Origin of the sequence: Kineococcus indalonis (genome assembly GCF_009906395.1) — a bacterium.
Lineage (GTDB): Bacteria > Actinomycetota > Actinomycetes > Actinomycetales > Kineococcaceae > Kineococcus > Kineococcus indalonis.
Map to the genome: position 1 here is coordinate 1 of NZ_JAAALM010000033.1, position 16,107 is coordinate 16,107.

General features: G+C 78.4%; 15 protein-coding genes and 1 pseudogene. 8 read left to right on the forward strand and 8 right to left on the reverse strand.

The genetic code is table 11. From position 1 onward, the window contains the following. The 6 genes from GTR00_RS03425 to GTR00_RS03450 all read right to left on the reverse strand — a co-directional run. Positions 1 to 521: FHA domain-containing protein (locus tag GTR00_RS03425; protein WP_166610243.1), on the reverse strand; the 521-nt coding region annotated here is incomplete at its 3' end. Between the two features lie 158 nt (positions 522 to 679). Further along, complete coding sequence (gene gcvH / locus GTR00_RS03430; protein WP_166610244.1) at positions 680 to 1,066, reverse strand: glycine cleavage system protein GcvH; 387 nt, start codon at positions 1,064 to 1,066, stop codon at positions 680 to 682. A gap of 58 nt (positions 1,067 to 1,124) precedes the next feature. Next, positions 1,125 to 1,910 (reverse strand): DUF881 domain-containing protein, encoded by a 786-nt coding sequence (locus GTR00_RS23435; protein ID WP_166610245.1) that lies wholly within the window; start codon positions 1,908 to 1,910, stop codon positions 1,125 to 1,127. Continuing rightward, the gene (locus GTR00_RS03440) at positions 1,907 to 2,239 is read right to left on the reverse strand and encodes a small basic family protein (protein ID WP_166610246.1); all 333 of its coding nucleotides are present in this window, start codon (positions 2,237 to 2,239) and stop codon (positions 1,907 to 1,909) included. The genes GTR00_RS23435 and GTR00_RS03440 overlap by 4 nt, the downstream gene beginning before the upstream one ends. After that, positions 2,236 to 3,126 (reverse strand): DUF881 domain-containing protein, encoded by an 891-nt coding sequence (locus GTR00_RS03445; RefSeq protein WP_166610247.1) that lies wholly within the window; start codon positions 3,124 to 3,126, stop codon positions 2,236 to 2,238. Before GTR00_RS03445 ends, GTR00_RS03440 begins: the two co-directional genes overlap by 4 nt. A 35-nt stretch (positions 3,127 to 3,161) precedes the next feature. Next, positions 3,162 to 3,758 carry a CDP-alcohol phosphatidyltransferase family protein gene (locus GTR00_RS03450; RefSeq protein WP_166610248.1) on the reverse strand — a complete coding sequence of 199 codons (597 nt, stop codon included), beginning with the start codon at positions 3,756 to 3,758 and terminating at the stop codon, positions 3,162 to 3,164. Between the two features lie 168 nt (positions 3,759 to 3,926). Between GTR00_RS03450 and GTR00_RS03455 the strand changes: the two genes are divergently transcribed. The 8 genes and pseudogenes from GTR00_RS03455 (at position 3,927) to GTR00_RS25515 (ending at position 13,517) form a co-directional block, all read left to right on the forward strand. Beyond that, positions 3,927 to 5,627, forward strand: a complete 1,701-nt coding sequence (locus tag GTR00_RS03455) for a carbamoyltransferase family protein (protein ID WP_166610249.1) — start codon at positions 3,927 to 3,929, stop codon at positions 5,625 to 5,627. Positions 5,628 to 5,641: 14 nt separating this feature from the next. Beyond that, positions 5,642 to 7,180, forward strand: coding sequence for an HAD-IIIA family hydrolase (locus GTR00_RS25505; RefSeq protein WP_205704959.1), 1,539 nt, complete (start codon positions 5,642 to 5,644; stop codon positions 7,178 to 7,180). Next, complete coding sequence (locus GTR00_RS03465; RefSeq protein ID WP_166610251.1) at positions 7,177 to 8,244, forward strand: glycosyltransferase family 9 protein; 1,068 nt, start codon at positions 7,177 to 7,179, stop codon at positions 8,242 to 8,244. The genes GTR00_RS25505 and GTR00_RS03465 overlap by 4 nt, the downstream gene beginning before the upstream one ends. Then, the gene (locus tag GTR00_RS24755) at positions 8,241 to 9,212 is read left to right on the forward strand and encodes a glycosyltransferase (protein WP_166610252.1); all 972 of its coding nucleotides are present in this window, start codon (positions 8,241 to 8,243) and stop codon (positions 9,210 to 9,212) included. The genes GTR00_RS03465 and GTR00_RS24755 overlap by 4 nt, the downstream gene beginning before the upstream one ends. After that, positions 9,209 to 10,474, forward strand: a pseudogene (locus GTR00_RS26210) (glycosyltransferase); the annotation flags it as partial. The gene GTR00_RS24755 and the pseudogene GTR00_RS26210, both read left to right, overlap by 4 nt. Positions 10,475 to 10,609: 135 nt before the next feature. Then, entirely contained in the window at positions 10,610 to 11,131 is a 522-nt protein-coding gene (locus GTR00_RS26215) for a D-sedoheptulose-7-phosphate isomerase (RefSeq protein ID WP_407659591.1), read from the forward strand. After that, positions 11,128 to 12,546: a PfkB family carbohydrate kinase gene (locus tag GTR00_RS25510; protein WP_205704962.1), complete on the forward strand. Its 1,419-nt coding sequence runs from the start codon at positions 11,128 to 11,130 to the stop codon at positions 12,544 to 12,546. Before GTR00_RS26215 ends, GTR00_RS25510 begins: the two co-directional genes overlap by 4 nt. Beyond that, positions 12,543 to 13,517: a glycosyltransferase family 9 protein gene (locus GTR00_RS25515; RefSeq protein ID WP_323132181.1), complete on the forward strand. Its 975-nt coding sequence runs from the start codon at positions 12,543 to 12,545 to the stop codon at positions 13,515 to 13,517. Before GTR00_RS25510 ends, GTR00_RS25515 begins: the two co-directional genes overlap by 4 nt. Positions 13,518 to 13,594: 77 nt before the next feature. Here the strand turns inward: GTR00_RS25515 and GTR00_RS03490 are convergent, their stop codons facing one another. After that, positions 13,595 to 15,058 carry a protein adenylyltransferase SelO gene (locus tag GTR00_RS03490; protein ID WP_166610253.1) on the reverse strand — a complete coding sequence of 488 codons (1,464 nt, stop codon included), beginning with the start codon at positions 15,056 to 15,058 and terminating at the stop codon, positions 13,595 to 13,597. Positions 15,059 to 15,110: 52 nt separating this feature from the next. Beyond that, complete coding sequence (locus tag GTR00_RS03495) at positions 15,111 to 16,061, reverse strand: UDP-glucuronic acid decarboxylase family protein (protein WP_166610257.1); 951 nt, start codon at positions 16,059 to 16,061, stop codon at positions 15,111 to 15,113. Between the last annotated feature and the right edge of the window lie 46 nt (positions 16,062 to 16,107).

Sequence of the window (16,107 nt, forward strand, 5' to 3'; positions counted from 1 at the left end):
CCCAGCAGGCCGCCCCCGCCCGCGGCGGGCCCGGCCTGCTGGGTGCTGGGGTGGTAGACCATCCGGTACTTGCCGATCTGGACCTCGTCGCCGGCGCGCAGCAGCACGTCGTCGATGCGCTCGCGGTTGACGTACGTGCCGTTGAGGCTGCCGACGTCGCGGACCCGGAAGCCCGGCCCGGCCACCGGGTCCGGGGCCCGCAGGAACTCCGCGTGGCGGCGCGAGACCGTCACGTCGTCGAGGAAGATGTCGCTGGTCTGGTGCCGGCCGGCGGAGGTCTGCTCCGCGTCGAGCAGGAAGCGCGCGCCGGCGTTGGGACCGCGGCGCACCACCAGCAGCGCGGACCCGGGCGGCAGGGCCTCCACGGCCGCCTGGTCGTCGCGGCTCAGCCCGCCCTCGACGGCCTCGTGGACCTCGGGGACGGCGAGCCCCGCGAACGACATCGTCGAGTCGGCGGGACGCTCGTCCGCTGCCGGCCCGGGGGTCGTCCCCTCGTCCGGGGACGTGCCCGACGGAGACATCGCACCACCTCTCGCAACACCGCGGGCCACGGCCCGCGGGACCCGCTGCAGCGGGACGGTCCCCGCTCCTGACGCTGATCGCCACCCTAGCCGGGCGGGTGCAGCGGCCTCCACACTCCCCGTGCGCGCCGCTCACCCGGACGGGTGGCGCGACCGGCTCAGCCGGCGTGGGAGCGGTACGCCTCCGCGTCGAGCAGGCCCTCCAGCTCGGCCGGGTCGGACACGGTGATCGTGAACATCCAGCCCTCGCCGTAGGGGTCGGAGTTCACCAGGTCCGGGCGGGTCTCCAGCCCGGGGTTCTGCGCGGCCACCACGCCGCTGACGGGCGCGTTGATCTCGCTGACGCTCTTGGTGGACTCCACCTCGCCGCACGCGGAGCCGGCGCTGACGCTCTCGCCCTCCGCGGGCAGGGAGACGTACACGACGTCGCCGAGGGCGTCCTGGGCGTGGTCGGTGACGCCCACGCGGACCGTGCCGTCGTCCTCGACGCGCACCCACTCGTGCTCGGCGGTGTAGCGCAGGTCCTCGGGCACGCTGGAGGCCATGGGGCGTCTCGCTCCTCGTGGTGGGGTTCTGTCGCGGGGGGCGCTCGCCCTGCGCGGTTCAGCCGTCGCCGGCGGTGGGGCCGGGCGACGCCGGGCGAGCGTACTGAGGGCTCGAGACGGCGTGCAAGGCGGTCACCCGCACCTGCTCGGGGGTGCTCACCGACAGCTGCGCGCCCAGCTGCCGCAGCGACTCGCGCACGCCGCCGGGGATGTCCAGGGCGGTGGAGACGGTGGCGGGGTCGGCCACCACGCGCACCTCGTACGGCGGGCTCAGCCGGGTGCCGTCGACCAGCACGCCCGGCCCCCGCCCGTCGGCGGCGTCCTGGAAGGCGGTGCTGGCCACGACCCGCACGGAGCCGACCTGCACCGCCTCGGCCCCCGCGTCGCGCAGCTCCTGCACGAGGCTGACGAACGCGGCGGCGCGCACCGCCCCGGCGGGGTCGGTGACGGTGGCGACGACGCCCGGCCCCGCGGCGGGCACCGTGCCCGCCAGCAGGCCGTACTCCTCGGCGCGCCGGCGCGCCGCCCGCGCGGCCGCCTCCGCGGAGTCGCTGCCCGCGGTGAGCTCCTCGCGGGTGGCCTCCAGCTGGCGCACCTCCTCGGCCAGCCGGTCGCCGCGCTCGCCGGTGTCGTCGAGGATGCGCACCAGGTCGCTCTCGCGCAGCTCCGCCAGGCCCGCCACGTCGTTCTGGCGGACCTGCACCACGACGCCGAAGCCGAGCGCGGCGCACAGCACCCCGGCGAGCAGCTGCCCGCGCGTGGCCCTCGGGCGCCCGGCGTGCCACAGCCGGCGCCACGGCGAGCCCGGCGCCCGCGCGCCGCCCGCGCCCCCGGTGCCGCTCACGCCTTGAGCAGGTGCCGGCGGATGGCGGCGGCGTTGGAGAAGATGCGCACGCCCAGGACGACCACGACGCCGGTGGACAGCTGCGAGCCCACGCCCAGCTGGTCGCCCAGGTAGACGATGAGCGCGGCGACCACGGCGTTGGACAGGAACGAGACGACGAAGACCCTGTCGTCGAAGATGCCGTCGAGCACGGCGCGCACGCCGCCGAAGACGGCGTCCAGGGCGGCCACCACCGCGATCGGCAGGTACGGCTGCAGGAAGACGGGGACCTCCGGCCGCAGCAGCACCCCGGCCACGATGCCCACCAGCAGCCCCACGGCCGCGATCACGGCGCCCCTCCCCCGTCGTCGCCCGTCCCGCCCGGCGCGCTCGAGGGCGCCCCGGGACCGGGAACGCTACCGGCCGCGTCCGCGCCCGGTCCGCGCGCCACGCGCAGCTGCAGGCGGGAGGCGGCGGGCAGGGTCAGCGGGTCGTCACCGGGGCGCGCGCCCACCCGCACCCCGATGCCGTAGTTGTCCTGCAGCACCTGCAGGTAGCGGCCGGCCACCGAGGAGGCCAGCCCGGTCTGCAGCGCCGCGGGGTCCCCGACGGCCTGCACGCGGTACGGCGGGGTCAGCGGGCGGTAGTCCACGAGCACCGCGTCGCCGGCGGCGCGGATGGAGGACAGCGAGGACAGCCGCAGCCCGTTGACGGCCACGGCCTCGGCGCCGGCCTGCCACAGCCCGTTGACCAGCAGCTGCACGTCGCGGTCCACCACGCGCCCGGAGGAGCTGGTGGCGTCGGCGCCGGTGGGGTCGCGCGGGGCGTCCTGCAGGAGCACCTCCAGGCCGGGACCGGTGACGGCGGTGGCGCCGGCGGCCACCGCCAGGGCGCCGGCCGCCTGCCCGGCCGCGGCCGCGCCCGCGCCGCCCAGGCGGGCCGCCAGGGCGGTGTTGCCCTCGCGCAGGGCCGCGGCCCGCGCGGCCAGGGCGTCGGCGCGGGCGGTGCCGGTGCGCACCCGCTCCAGCAGGTCCGCGCGGCCGCGGTCGGCGTCCGGGGCGCCGGCGGCGGCGCGCACGCCGGCGACGGCGAGCAGGCCGCCGAGCACCAGGGCGGCCAGGGCCGTCAGCGCCCGCGGGCGCGCGGGCCGCTGCTCGCCGGCCTCGCGGCGGCGCTGCGCGGCCGCGGCGTAGCCGGGGTCCAGGGGCCGCTGCATGACCTCGGTGAGCAGGCTCATGCTCGCGTCGGGGCGCTGCGGCGGGTGCGCGCGCCTCACGCGCGGCCGCCGGAGCGCTCGGCGCGCACCACCGCGGCGACCTGCTGCACGTACAGCACGCCGGCCCACCAGTACAGGCCCGTGCCCCACAGCGCGAACGCCCAGCCGAGCGCGCCGGCCACGTCCGACAGCGCCGGGCTGACCTCGCCCAGCAGCAGCAGCGGGAAGGCGTGGAGGAGGCAGAACGTGCCGGCCTTGCCGAGGAAGTGCACCGGCGGCGGGCCGTGGCCCACGCTCGCCAGCACCGGCACCGTGCAGGCCAGCAGGACGTCGCGGCCGACGAGGACGACGACCAGCCACCAGGGCACCAGCTCGCGCCAGGCCAGGCCCAGCAGCGTGGTGAGGATGTAGAGGCGGTCGGCGAAGGGGTCCAGCAGCTGTCCCAGCCGCGTGACCTGGTCCCAGCGCCGGGCCAGGTGGCCGTCGAGGTAGTCGCTGGCGCCGCTGGCGGAGAGCACCAGCAGCGCCCAGCCGTCGTGGCCGCCGGCGATGAGGACGGCGAAGACGGGCACCAGCAGCAGCCGCAGGGAGCTCAGCGCGTTGGGGAGGGTCCAGACGCGCTCGCTGACCGCCTGACCACCCGCCGTGACCACCCCGCACCCCCTGTGGTTGTCTTCGACTCCGCCGCGCCACGCCGGGCCCCCGACGGGCACCTGTCGGCTCGCCCTGGCAGGGTACGGCCCTGCCGGTCCGGGACCGTCGGGCCGGTCGCGGGACGCTCCAGGACCGGGCGCACACCATTCGAGAGAGGGTCGACACCCATGCGCGTGCTCGGCGTCAACGCCGTCTTCCACGACCCCGCCGCGGCCCTCGTGGTCGACGGCGAAGTGGTCTTCGCCGCGGAGGAGGAGCGCTTCAGCCGCCGCAAGCACGGCAAGCGGCCCGTGCCGTACTCCACCTGGGAGCTGCCCGAGCTGGCCATCAAGCACGCCCTGGCGGCCGGTGGGCTGCGGCCGGAGGACCTGGACCTCGTCGGCTACTCCTACGACCCCTCGCTGGTGCTGCCCAGCTCGGAGCTGGACCTCGGCGACCCCGACGACGCCATCCGCACCCGCTACGCCGAGCGCGCCGCCGAGGCGCTGGCCACCGCGCTGCCCGGCCTGGACCCGGCCAAGGTGCGCCACGTGCCGCACCACGTCGCGCACGCGGCCTCCGCGGGCCTGGCCTCGCCCGAGGCGGCGCGCGAGGGCGGCTGCAGCGTCCTGACCGTCGACGGGCGCGGCGAGGCCGTCTCCTCCCTGGCCGGCCGCTACCGCGGCGGCTCGCTGGAGGTCCTGGCCAGCCAGCGGCTGCCGCACTCCCTGGGCCTGCTGTACGAGTCGCTCACCGCCCACCTGGGCTTCCTGCACTCCTCCGACGAGTACAAGGTCATGGCGCTGGCCTCCTACGGCAAGCCGCGCTTCGCCGACGAGCTGGCCGAGTTCGTGCACGCCACCGGCGACGGCGGCTTCGTGGCGCAGGCCCCGGACTGGTCGCGCTGGGCGCCGCGCCTGCTCGACGGCGAGCAGTGGGACCCGCGCCGCGACACCGACCACGCCGACCTCGCCGCCAGCGTGCAGGAGGTGCTCGAGCGCACCCTGGTGGACCTGGCCACCTGGCTGCACGGGCGGACCGGCGACCGCGTGCTGGCCATGGCCGGCGGCACGGCGCTGAACTGCGTGGCGAACTCGCGCATCTGGCGCGAGTCGCCCTTCGAGGAGGTGTTCGTGCAGCCCGCCGCGGGCGACTCGGGCACCGCCCTGGGCGCGGCGCTGCAGCTGGCCGCCGACGCGGGCGAGGCGCTGGTCCCGATGCACGACGCCGCCCTGGGGCGCTCCTGGAGCGACGAGGAGCTGGCGCAGTGGCTGCGGAGCGCGCGGCTGCCGTTCACCACCCCCGAGGACCTGGCCGGCGAGGTCGCCGACGTGCTGGCCGCCGACGGCGTCGTGGCCTGGTTCGACGGCCGGGCCGAGTTCGGCCCGCGCGCGCTGGGGCACCGCTCCCTCATGGCCCACCCGGGCCGCGAGGAGAACCTGGAGCGCCTCAACGACGTCAAGGGCCGCGAGCAGTTCCGCCCCGTGGCGCCGATGGTGCTCTCGGAGCGGGCGCCGGAGATCTTCTCCGACGGGCCGTTCCCCAGCCCGTACATGCTCTTCGTGCACGAGGTGGCCCCGCAGTGGCGCGAGCGGATCCCCGCCGTGACGCACGTGGACGGCACCGCGCGCATCCAGACCATCGACGACGAGCGCACCCCGAAGGTGGCGGCGCTGCTGCGCGCCTTCGAGGAGCGCACCGGTCTGCCCGTCGTGGTGAACACCAGCCTGAACACCGCCGGGCGCCCCATGGTCGACGACCCGCGCGACGCGCTGGAGCTGTTCGGATCCGCGCCGGTGGACCTGCTCGTGCTCGGGCCGCACCTGGTGCGCCGCAGCACGTTCGCCGCGCCCGCCGCCCCGGGCGCGTCCGGGACCGGCGGCGCGTGAGGTCCGCTGGCACCGTGTTCTCCGTCGTCGTCCCGACCGTGGGGCGGCCCAGCCTGGGCGTCCTGCTGAGCACGCTGGCCGCTCAGCGGGGCCCGGCGCCCGAGCTCGTCGTGGTCGTCGACGACCGCCGCGGCCGTGACGGCGGCCCCGGCGAGGACCCGTGCGAGGCGGCGTGCGCCCGCGCCCGCGAGAGCGGCCTGCCGGTGCGGCTGGTGCGCTCGGGCGGGCGCGGGCCCGCCGCGGCGCGCAACGCCGGCTGGCGGCGAGCGGGCGGGCGGTGGGTCGCGTTCGTCGACGACGACGTGGAGCTGCCGCCGGAGTGGTCCGAGCAGCTCGTCGCGGACCTGGCCGCCGCCGGCGCCCGCGTCGGCGGCGTGCAGGGCCGCATCACCGTGCCGCTGCCGGCGGACCGGCGCCCGACCGACTGGGAGCGCGGCACCGCCGGGCTGGCGGACGCGGCCTGGATCACCGCCGACATGGCCTACCGGCGCGCGGCGCTGGAGCAGGTGGCCGGGTTCGACGAGCGGTTCCCGCGCGCCTTCCGCGAGGACGCCGACCTGGCGCTGCGCGTGCTGGACGCCGGCTGGGAGCTGGTGCGCGGCGAGCACGGCGCGGTGCACCCGGTGCGCCCCTCCGACGACCTCGCCAGCCTGCGCCAGCAGCGCGGCAACGCCGACGACGCCACGATGACGGCCCTGCACGGGCCGCGCTGGCGCGAGCGCGCGCAGTCGGCCGTGGGCCGGCTGCCCGGGCACGCGGCCACCACCGCCGCGGCCGCGCTCGCCCTGGGAGCGGCAGCGGCGGGCCGTCGCCGCACGGCCGCCGCGGCGGCGCTGGCGTGGACCGCGCTGACCGGGGAGTTCGCCTGGCGGCGCCTCGCGCCGGGCCCGCGCGACGCCGCCGAGGTGCGCCGCATGCTGCTCACCAGCGCCGCGATCCCGCCGGCGGCCGTGTGGCACCGGGTGCGCGCCGAGCTGCGCTGGCGGCGCACCCCGCCGGCGCCGTGGCCGCCGCCGGTGCGCGCGGTGCTCTTCGACCGCGACGGCACCCTCGTGCACGACGTGCCCTACAACGGCGACCCGGACCTGGTGAAGCCCGTGGACGGCGCCGCCGAGGCGCTGGCGCGGGTGCGCGCCGCGGGGCTGCGCACCGGGCTGGTCACCAACCAGTCCGGCGTGGCGCGCGGGCTGATCGCGCGCGAGCAGGTCGACGCCGTCAACGAGCGCGTCGCGCAGCTGCTGGGCCCCTTCGACACCGTGCAGGTGTGCACCGACGGCCCCCACGCGCGCTCGGCGCACCGCAAGCCGGAGCCGGGCATGGTGCTGGACGCCGCCCGCGCGCTGGGCGTGCTGCCGGCGGAGTGCCTGCTCGTCGGCGACATCGGCGCCGACGTCGAGGCCGCGCTGTCCGCCGGGGCGCGCACCGTCCTGGTGCCCACGGAGGTGACGCTGCCGGCCGAGGTGGAGGCGGCGCCCGTGGTCGCCGCGACGCTGCCGGCGGCGGTGGACCTCGCGCTCGCCGCGGCGCGGCCGGCGCGCGGGCCGGCGTCGTGAGGGTGCTGGCCGCCCGCCTCGACAACGACGGCGACGTGCTGCTGACCGGCCCCGCGGTGCGCGCGCTGGCCGCGGCGGCGACCGTGGACGTGCTGGCCTCCCCCGCCGGCGCCGGCGCCGCCCGGCTGCTGCCCGGCGTCGCCGACGTGCTGGTCTTCGACCCGCCGTGGAGCGGCTTCTCGCCCGCCGCGGTGGACCCGGCCGCGGTGCAGGACCTCGTGGCGCGCGTGCGCGCGCGCGGCTACGACGAGGCGGTGCTGTTCACCTCGTTCCACCAGAGCCCGCTGCCGCTGGCGCTGCTGCTGCGCCTGGCCGGGGTGGCGCGCATCAGCGCCACCAGCGAGGACTACCCCGGCTCGCTGCTGGACGTGCGCCACCGCCGCGAGGGCACCGAGCGCGCCGACGTCGGTGAGGCCGTGGCCGCGCTGGACCTGGCCGCGGCGGCGGGCTTCGCCCTGCCCGCCGGCGACGACGGGCGGCTGCGGGTGCTGACGACCGCGGCGCCGCCCGCGGGCCTGCCGGCGTCCTACGTCGTGGTGCACCCCGGGGCCTCGGTGCCCGCGCGGGCCCCGCTGCCCGAGCAGGCCGCCGCGATCGTGGAGGCGCTGGTGCGCGCCGGGCGCGACGTCGTCGTCACCGGCGGGCCGGGCGAGCGGGAGCTGACCGCCGCCGTGGCCGGGCGCCGCGGCGTGGACCTGGGCGGGCGCACCGACCTGCCCGGGCTGGCGGCCGTGCTGGCCGCCGCGGACGCCGTGGTCGTGGGCAACACCGGCCCGGCGCACCTGGCGGCGGCCGTGGGCACGCCGGTGGTGTCGCTGTTCGCGCCGGTGGTGCCCGCGCGGCGCTGGGGCCCGCACGGGGTGCCGCACGTGCTGCTGGGCGACCAGGGCGCGCCGTGCCGGGGCACGCGGGCGCGCGAGTGCCCCGTGCCGGGGCACCCGTGCCTGGCCGGCGTGGGCGCGCGCGAGGTGGTGGCGGCCGTGGAGGCGCTGGCGCCGACCGTCCCGGGGACGGGCGTGGAGGAAGCGGATCGGGAGAACGCTCCCGCGGGAAGGACGTCGTGAGGATCCTCGTCTGGCACGTGCACGGGTCGTGGATGACGGCCTTCGTCTCCGGCGCGCACCAGTACCTGCTGCCGCTGGTGGAGGGCCGCGGTCCCGACGGGCGCGGGCGCGCCCGCACCTGGGACTGGCCGGCCGCCGCCGTGGAGGTGCCGGTGGCCGAGCTGCGCGCGGCGGAGTTCGACGTGGTGGTGCTCCAGCGCCCCGAGGAGGTGGAGCTGGTGGAGCGCTGGACGGGCCGCCGGCCCGGCCGGGACGTGCCCGCGGTGTACGTCGAGCACGACGCGCCGCGCGCCGGCGCGGCGGACAGCCGGCACCCCCTGGCCGACCAGCGCGCCGTGCCGATCGCGCACGTGACCTCCTTCAACCGCCTGTACTGGGACTGCGGCGGGGCGCGCACCGCCCTGGTCGACCACGGCGTCCTCGACCCCGGGCACCGCTACACCGGCACCTCGCCGTCCCTGGCCGCGTCCGTCAACGAGCCGGTGCGCCGCTGGCGCGTGGCCGGCACCGACGTGCTGCTGCGGGTGGCCGAGGAGGTGCCGGTGGCGCTGCACGGCATGGGCGTGGCCGAGCTGGCCCGCCGGGTGGAGGGCACCGCGGCCGGCGAGGGCCTGACGGTGCACGAGGACCTGCCGCAGGCGCGGCTGCACGAGGCGCTGGGCGCGCACCGCGCCTACCTGCACCCCTACCGCTGGACCAGCCTGGGCCTGTCGATGATCGAGGCCATGATGATCGGGATGCCGGTGCTCGCGCTGCCGGCGACCGCCGCGCCGGAGGCGGTGCCCGCGGGGGCCGGCGTGCTCTCCTCCGACCCGGAGGTGCTCGTGGCCACCGCGCGGCGGTGGCTGGCGGACCCGGACGAGGCGCGCGAGCGGGGCGAGGCGGCGCGCCGCCACGCGCTGGCGGCGTTCGGGGTGGAACGCTTCCTGGCTGACTGGGACCGACTGCTCGAGGAGGTGGTGGCATGACGGCCCCCGCGAGGAACGGTGGTCCGCGCACGCCGCGGCGGATCGCGATGGTGTCCGAGCACGCGAGCCCCCTGGCCGTGCTCGGCGGCGTGGACGCCGGTGGCCAGAACGTCCACGTGGCCGCGCTGGCGTCGGCGCTGGCCGACCGCGGGCACGAGGTGGTGGTCTACACGCGCCGCGACGCGGCGGACCTGCCCGCGCGCGCGCGGCTGCGCCCGGGCGTGGAGGTGGTCCACGTGGACGCCGGCCCGGCCGAAGCGGTCGCCAAGGACGACCTGGCGCCGTTCATGCCCGCCTTCGCGGACGTGCTGCGCGAGGAGTTCGCGCGCGAGCGCCCCGACGTGGTGCACGCCCACTTCTGGATGTCGGGCACCGCGGCGCTGCCCGCCGCGCGCGCCCACGGCGTGCCGGTGGTGCAGACCTTCCACGCGCTGGGCAGCGTCAAGCGCCGCTACCAGGGCGAGGCGGACACCAGCCCGGCCGGGCGCCTGGACGCCGAGCGCCGGCTGGCGCGCGACGCGGACCTGGTGATCGCCACGTGCCGCGACGAGGTGGCCGAGCTGCGCGCCTCGGGCGCCCCGCCGCGGCGGGTGCAGGTCGTGCCCTGCGGGGTGGACACCGCCCGCTTCGCCCGCCCCGCCCCCCCGGTGGACGCCGGAGCGGGCGCCGGGGCGGACGCCGTGGGCCCGCGCCGGCCCGGGTGCCGCACGCGGCTGCTCAGCGTGGGCCGGCTGGTGCCGCGCAAGGGCGTGGAGGCGGCCGTGCGCGCCCTGGAGCTGCTGCCCGACGCCGAGCTGGTCGTGGCCGGCGGGCCGGCCGCGCACGACCTGGACGGCGACCACGAGGCCGTGCGCCTGCAGAAGATCGCCGTGGAGCTGGGGCTGGCGGACCGGGTGCGCCTGGTGGGGCGGGTCGCGCCCGCGGACCTGCCGGCCCTGCTGGCCTCCAGCGACGCCCTGCTGGCCACCCCCTGGTACGAGCCGTTCGGCATCGCGGTGCTGGAGGCGATGGCCGCGGGCGTGCCCGTGGTGGCCTCCGCGGTGGGCGGCATGCTCGACACCGTCCGCGACGGCGTCACCGGCCGGCTGGTGCCGGTGGACGCCGCCGGGCGGGTGGACCCGGCCGACCTGGCCGCGGCGGTGCGCTCGGTGGTGCAGGACCCGGCGGTCGCCGCGCGCCTGGGCGCGGCGGGCCGGGAGGTCGCCGTGGAGCGCTACGACTGGGCGCGGGTGGCCGCCTCGACGGAGTCCGCGTACGAGCTGCTGCTGGAGGGGACGGGCGAGGTGCTGAACACCCACCGCTACGTGCGCGAGCACCTCGGTGAGCTGCGGGGCGTGCTGGGGGCGCTGCAGCGCCAGGCGGACCGCCTGGACCGCTGGGGCCGGGAGCTGGTGCGCGTGGTGGACGAGGGCGGACGGCTGCTCGTGGCGGGCAACGGCGGCAGCGCCGCCGAGGCGCAGCACCTGACGGCGGAGCTGGTGGGCCGGTTCCTGGGCGAGCGGCGGCCGCTGTCGGCGATCTCGCTGCACGCGGAGACCTCCACGGTGACGGCCATCGCCAACGACTACGGGGTGGAGGAGGTCTTCGCCCGCCAGGTCGAGGGCCACGGCCGCCCCGGCGACGTGCTGCTGCTGCTCTCGGCGAGCGGGCGCAGCGCGAACCTGCTGCGCGCTGCGGAGCGGGCCCGCGAGTGCGGGCTGACGGTGTGGGCGATGACGACGTCGGTGCCCAACCCGCTGGCGGAGCTGGCCGACGAGGCCGTGGTGATGCCCGGGCCGTCCACCTCGGCGATCCAGGAGGGGCACCTGATGGCGGTGCACACGCTGTGCGTGGCCGTGGAGGCGCACCTGCCCGCCTCGCGCAGCGCCTCGCGGGCGCTGGACCTGGCCGCGGTGCGCGCGCGCGAGGCCACGGCGTGAGCGCGGGCGTGGACGCCCGTGCCGGCGCGGGCGCGCGCCGTCGCGTCGTCGTGGTCGGCGACGTGCTGCTGGACCGGGAGGTGCTCGGCGGGGTGCACCGCGTCGCCCCGGACGCCCCGGCGCCCGTGGTGGACGTGGAGGAGGTGCGCGAGTCCCCCGGCGGGGCGGGCCTGACGGCGCTGCTGGCGGCCCTGGAGCCGTCCGCGGAGGTGCTGCTGGTGGCCCCGCTGGCCGACGACGAGCCCGGCCGGCGCCTGCGCGCCCTGCTGCGGGGCGTGGAGGTGGTGGCGCTGCCGCACGCGGGCGCCACCCGCCGCAAGTCCCGGGTGCGCGCCGACGGGCAGGTGCTGGTGCGCCTGGACGACGGCGGCCCAGGCACCCCCGAGCCGGACGGGCCCTCCCTGGCCGCGGCGCGCGCCGCGCTGGCCGCGGCCGACGTGGTGCTGGTGTCGGACTACGGCGCGGGCACCACCCGCGAGCCGCGCCTGCGCGCCCTGCTGGCCGAGGCCGCGCGCCGGGTGCCGGTGGTGTGGGACCCGCACCCGCGCGGCGGCGCGCCGGTGCCCGGCTGCGCGCTGGTGACCCCGAACCTCGCCGAGGCGCGCGGTGCGCTGGGCGCGCACCACCCGGACGCGGGCGTCCTGCGCCCGGAGGAGCTGGCCGGGGAGCTGCGCGCCCTGTGGGGGGCGGGCGCGGTGTGCGTGACCGCCGGCTCGTGCGGGGCGTACTGCGCCGCGGCGGGCAGCGAGGTGCTGCACCTGCCGGCGGCGCCGGCCACGGGCGACCCGTGCGGCGCCGGGGACCGGTTCGCGGCCAGCGCGGCGCTGGAGGTGGCGCGCACGGGCGCGCTGTCGCCGGCGCTGGCCCGGGCGGTGCGCGACGCCTCCGCCTGGGTGGCGGCCGGCGGCACCAACGGCTTCTTCGCCCCCGCCCCGGCCCCCGCGGCGCAGCGCCCGACCGGGCTGACCGCCGCGGAGGTGGCGGCGCGGGTGCGGGCCGCGGGCGGCACGCTGGTGGCCACCGGCGGCTGCTTCGACGTCCTGCACGCCGGGCACGTGGGCTGCCTGGAGGCCGCGCGCGGCCTGGGCGACGCGCTGGTGGTCCTCGTCAACTCCGACGACTCGGTGCGCCGGCTGAAGGGCCCGGGCCGTCCCGTGGTGGGCCAGGAGGACCGCGAGCGGGTGCTGCGGGCGCTGGCGAGCGTGGACGCGGTGGTCGTGTTCACCGAGGACGACCCGCGCGCGGCGCTGGCGGAGCTGAAGCCGGACGTGTGGGCCAAGGGCGGCGACTACGGCGGCGCGGAGCTGCCCGAGGCGGAGCTCGTGCGCAGCTGGGGCGGGCGCGTGGTGCTGCTGCCGTACCTGGACGGGCGCTCGACCACGTCGATCCTGGCCGCCGGCGCCGGTCGCGCGTGAGCGCGGCGGCACCCGGCCCGGCACCCGGTGACGGGGCACCGCGCGAGCTGACCGGCGCGGACCTGCTGGTGCTGCGCGCCCTGGGGCTGGGCGACCTGCTCGCGGGCGTGCCCGCCCTGCGCGGGCTGCGCCGGGCGTTCCCGCGGCGCCGGCTGGTGCTGGCGGCCCCCGCGGGCATCGGCACCTTCCTGCAGCGGCGCGGCGTCGTCGACGAGGTGCTCGTCACCGGCGGGCTGGGGCCGCTGCACGCGAAGGGGTCCGGTCACCTGGCGGTGGACCTGCACGGCAACGGCCCGGCCAGCCGCGAGCCGCTGGCCGCCACCGGCCCCGAGCAGCTGCTGGGCTTCCGCACCGACGGCTTCGACGGCCCGGCGTGGGTGCGCGACGAGCACGAGGTGGCGCGCTGGTGCCGGCTGGTGGCGGCGTGGGGCGCCGCGTGCGGCCCGCAGGACCTGCGGCTGCGCCCGCGCCCCGCCTCCCCCGCCGGCGGCCCGGTCGTGGTCCACCCCGGGGCGGCGTTCGGCTCCCGGCGCTGGCCGGTGCGGCGCTGGGCCGCGGTCGTGGCGCACCTGGTGGCCGCCGGGCACGAGGTGCACGTGACGGGCACCGCCGACGAGGCGGAGCTGGGCGCGGCGCTGGCCGCGGCCGGCGCGGTGGACCGCTGCGGGGCCCTGGACCTGGACGCCCTGGCGGACCTGGTCGGCTCGGCGCGCCTGGTCCTGTCCGGCGACACCGGCACCGCGCACGTCGCGACGGCGCTGGCGACCCCGTCGGTGCTGCTGTTCGGTCCCACCCCGCCGCGCTGGTGGGGCCCGGCCGTCGACGCCGACCTGCACACCGTCCTGTGGCACGGCGACCCGACGGCCACGGACTACGTCGGGGACCCGCACGGCGCGGACGTCGACCCGACCCTGGCGCGGATCAGCGTCGAGGAGGTCCTCGCCGCGGCCGGCGCGCTCCTCGCCGCCTGAGCCGTCCGCCCCGGTCCCCGTCCCCGCGCCCGGGCGAGGAGGCGCACCGATCGGGGTCCCGGGTGGGCAAGGCCCCGTCAGGTGCCGCAGAAGGTGCGGTACGCGCCGAAGTCCGGCGGGGCGGGGGAGGCGTAGCGCTCCAGGCCGGGGCGCTGCTCGAAGGGGGCGCGCACGACGTCCAGCAGCCGCTCGAAGGGGCCGGTGTCGCCGGCGGTCGCGGCGCTGAGGGCCTCCTCCACGAGGTGGTTGCGGGGGGTGTAGAGGGGGTTGGCGCGGTCGGCGGTGCCGGCGTCGGGGCCCAGGGCGCGCCAGCGCCCCAGCCACCGCTCGAGCGCGGGGGCGTCGGGCACCAGGAGCCGCAGCGGCTCGTCGTCGCCGCGGGCGGCGGCGCCCAGGGCGCGGAAGGTGGCGGTGTGGTCGGCGCGGTGGGTGCGCAGCAGGTCGAGGAACTCCCCGGCCAGCGGTTCCCAGTCGGCGCCGGGCAGGTCGTCGGGCAGGCCCAGCTTGGCGCGCAGGCCGGTGGTCCAGGCGCTCTCGTAGCCGGTGCGGAAGCCGTCCAGGGAGGCCACGGCGAGCTCGACGGCGCGTTCCTGGTCCTCGTGCAGCAGGGGCAGCAGGGCCTCGGCGAGGCGGGCGAGGTTCCACTGGGCGATCGCGGGCTGGTTGCCGTAGGCGTAGCGGCCGCCGTGGTCGATGGAGCTGAAGACCGCGGCGGGGTCGTGGCCCTCGACGAAGGCGCACGGGCCGTAGTCGATGGTCTCCCCGGAGATCGTCGTGTTGTCGGTGTTCATGACGCCGTGGACGAAGCCGAGGAGCATCCAGCGCGCCACCAGGGAGGCCTGGGCGGCGACGACCGCCTCGAACAGGGCCAGGTGGGGGTGCTCGGCGTCGGCGGCGGCGGGGTGGTGCCGGGCGATCGCGTGGTCGGCCAGGCGGCGCAGCAGACCCTCGTCGCCGGTGGCGCGGGCGTACTGGAAGCTGCCGACGCGCAGGTGGCTGGCGGCGACGCGGGCGAGGACGGCGCCGGGCAGCGGCGTCTCGCGCTGCACGGTGCGGCCGGTGGCGACCACGGCCAGGGAGCGGGTGGTGGGCACGCCCAGGGCGTGCATGGCGGCGCTGACGAGGTGCTCGCGCAGCATGGGCCCCACGGCGGCCAGGCCGTCGCCGCCGCGGGCGAAGGGGGTGCGCCCGGAGCCCTTCAGGTGCAGGTCGCGCACGTGGCCGTCGGTGGTGGTGAGCTCGCCGAGCAGCAGGGCGCGCCCGTCGCCGAGGCGGGGGACGAACCCGCCGAACTGGTGCCCGGCGTAGGCCTGGGCCACCGGCGCGGCCCCCTCGGGCACGGCGGTGCCGACGAGGAAGCGCGCGCCGCCGGGGCCGGAGAGCCACCGCGGGTCCAGGCCCAGCTCGGCGGCCAGCTCCTCGTCGAGGGCGAGCACGCGCGGGTCGGGGGCCTCCTCGGCGCGCCAGGGCACGGCCATCTCGGGCAGCTCGTCGGCGAAGCGGTGGCCGAGGACGACGGCCGGGTGGGGTGCGACGCTCACCCTCTCGAGGGTACGTGCGCGCGCCGGGCCCCGCCCGGCGCGCGCGGCGGCCTCAGGCGCCAGTGGTGCGGAACCACTCCACGGTGCGCTGCAGGCCCTCGGCCCAGTCGACCTGGGGCTTCCAGCCGAGCACGCGCTGGGCGAGGGCGGTGTCGGGGCGGCGCACCTGCGGGTCGTCCTGCGGGCGCGGCACGAACTCGATCGTGGAGGTGGACCCCGCGGCGCGGACGACGTCCTCGGCGATCTCCTTGACGGTGAGCTCCTCGGGGTTGCCGACGTTCATCGGCCCGGGGTGGCCGCTGGCGGCCAGGGCGAGGATGCCGGCGACGAGGTCGTCGACGTAGCAGATGGAGCGGGTCTGCTGCCCGTCGCCGGCGACGGTGAGGGGTTCGCCGGCCAGCGCCTGGCGGATGAAGGTGGGGATGGCACGGCCGTCGGCGGCGCGCATGCGCGGGCCGTAGGTGTTGAAGATGCGCACGATGGCGGTGTCCACGCCGTGGGTGGTGCGGTAGGCGGTGGTGAGGGCCTCGGCGTAGCGCTTGGACTCGTCGTACACCCCGCGCGGGCCGACGGGGTTCACGTGGCCCCAGTACGTCTCGGGCTGCGGGTGGACCTGCGGGTCGCCGTAGGTCTCGGAGGTGGAGGCCAGCAGGAACCGCGCGCCCTTGTCCTTGGCCAGGCCCAGGGCGTGCCAGGTGCCGGTGGAGCCGACCTTGAGCGTCTCCAGGGGCAGCTTGAGGTAGTCCACCGGGGAGGCCGGGGAGGCGAAGTGCAGCACGAGGTCCACCGGCCCGGGCACGTGCACGTACTCGGTGATGTCGCAGCGCCGCAGGGTGAAGCGGGGGTGGTCGGTGAGGTGCGCGACGTTGACGGGGGTGCCGGTGAGGAAGCTGTCCAGGCAGACGACCTCGACGCCGGCGTCGAGCAGCGCCTCGCACAGGTGGCTGCCGAGGAAGCCGGCGCCGCCGGTGACGACGGCGCGCGAGAAGCGCCGCACGTCCAGGGTCCCGGAGGGGACGGCGGGGTCGGCGGTCGCGGCGCCGTCGTCA

What these genes read in the sequence shown, in the direction of transcription:
- gcvH (WP_166610244.1), bottom strand. Translation starts at nt 1,066, where the DNA reads ATGGCCTCCAGCGTGCCCGAGGACCTGCGCTACACCGCCGAGCACGAG.
- GTR00_RS03445 (WP_166610247.1), bottom strand. Translation starts at nt 3,126, where the DNA reads ATGAGCCTGCTCACCGAGGTCATGCAGCGGCCCCTGGACCCCGGCTAC.
- GTR00_RS03455 (WP_166610249.1), top strand. Translation starts at nt 3,927, where the DNA reads ATGCGCGTGCTCGGCGTCAACGCCGTCTTCCACGACCCCGCCGCGGCC.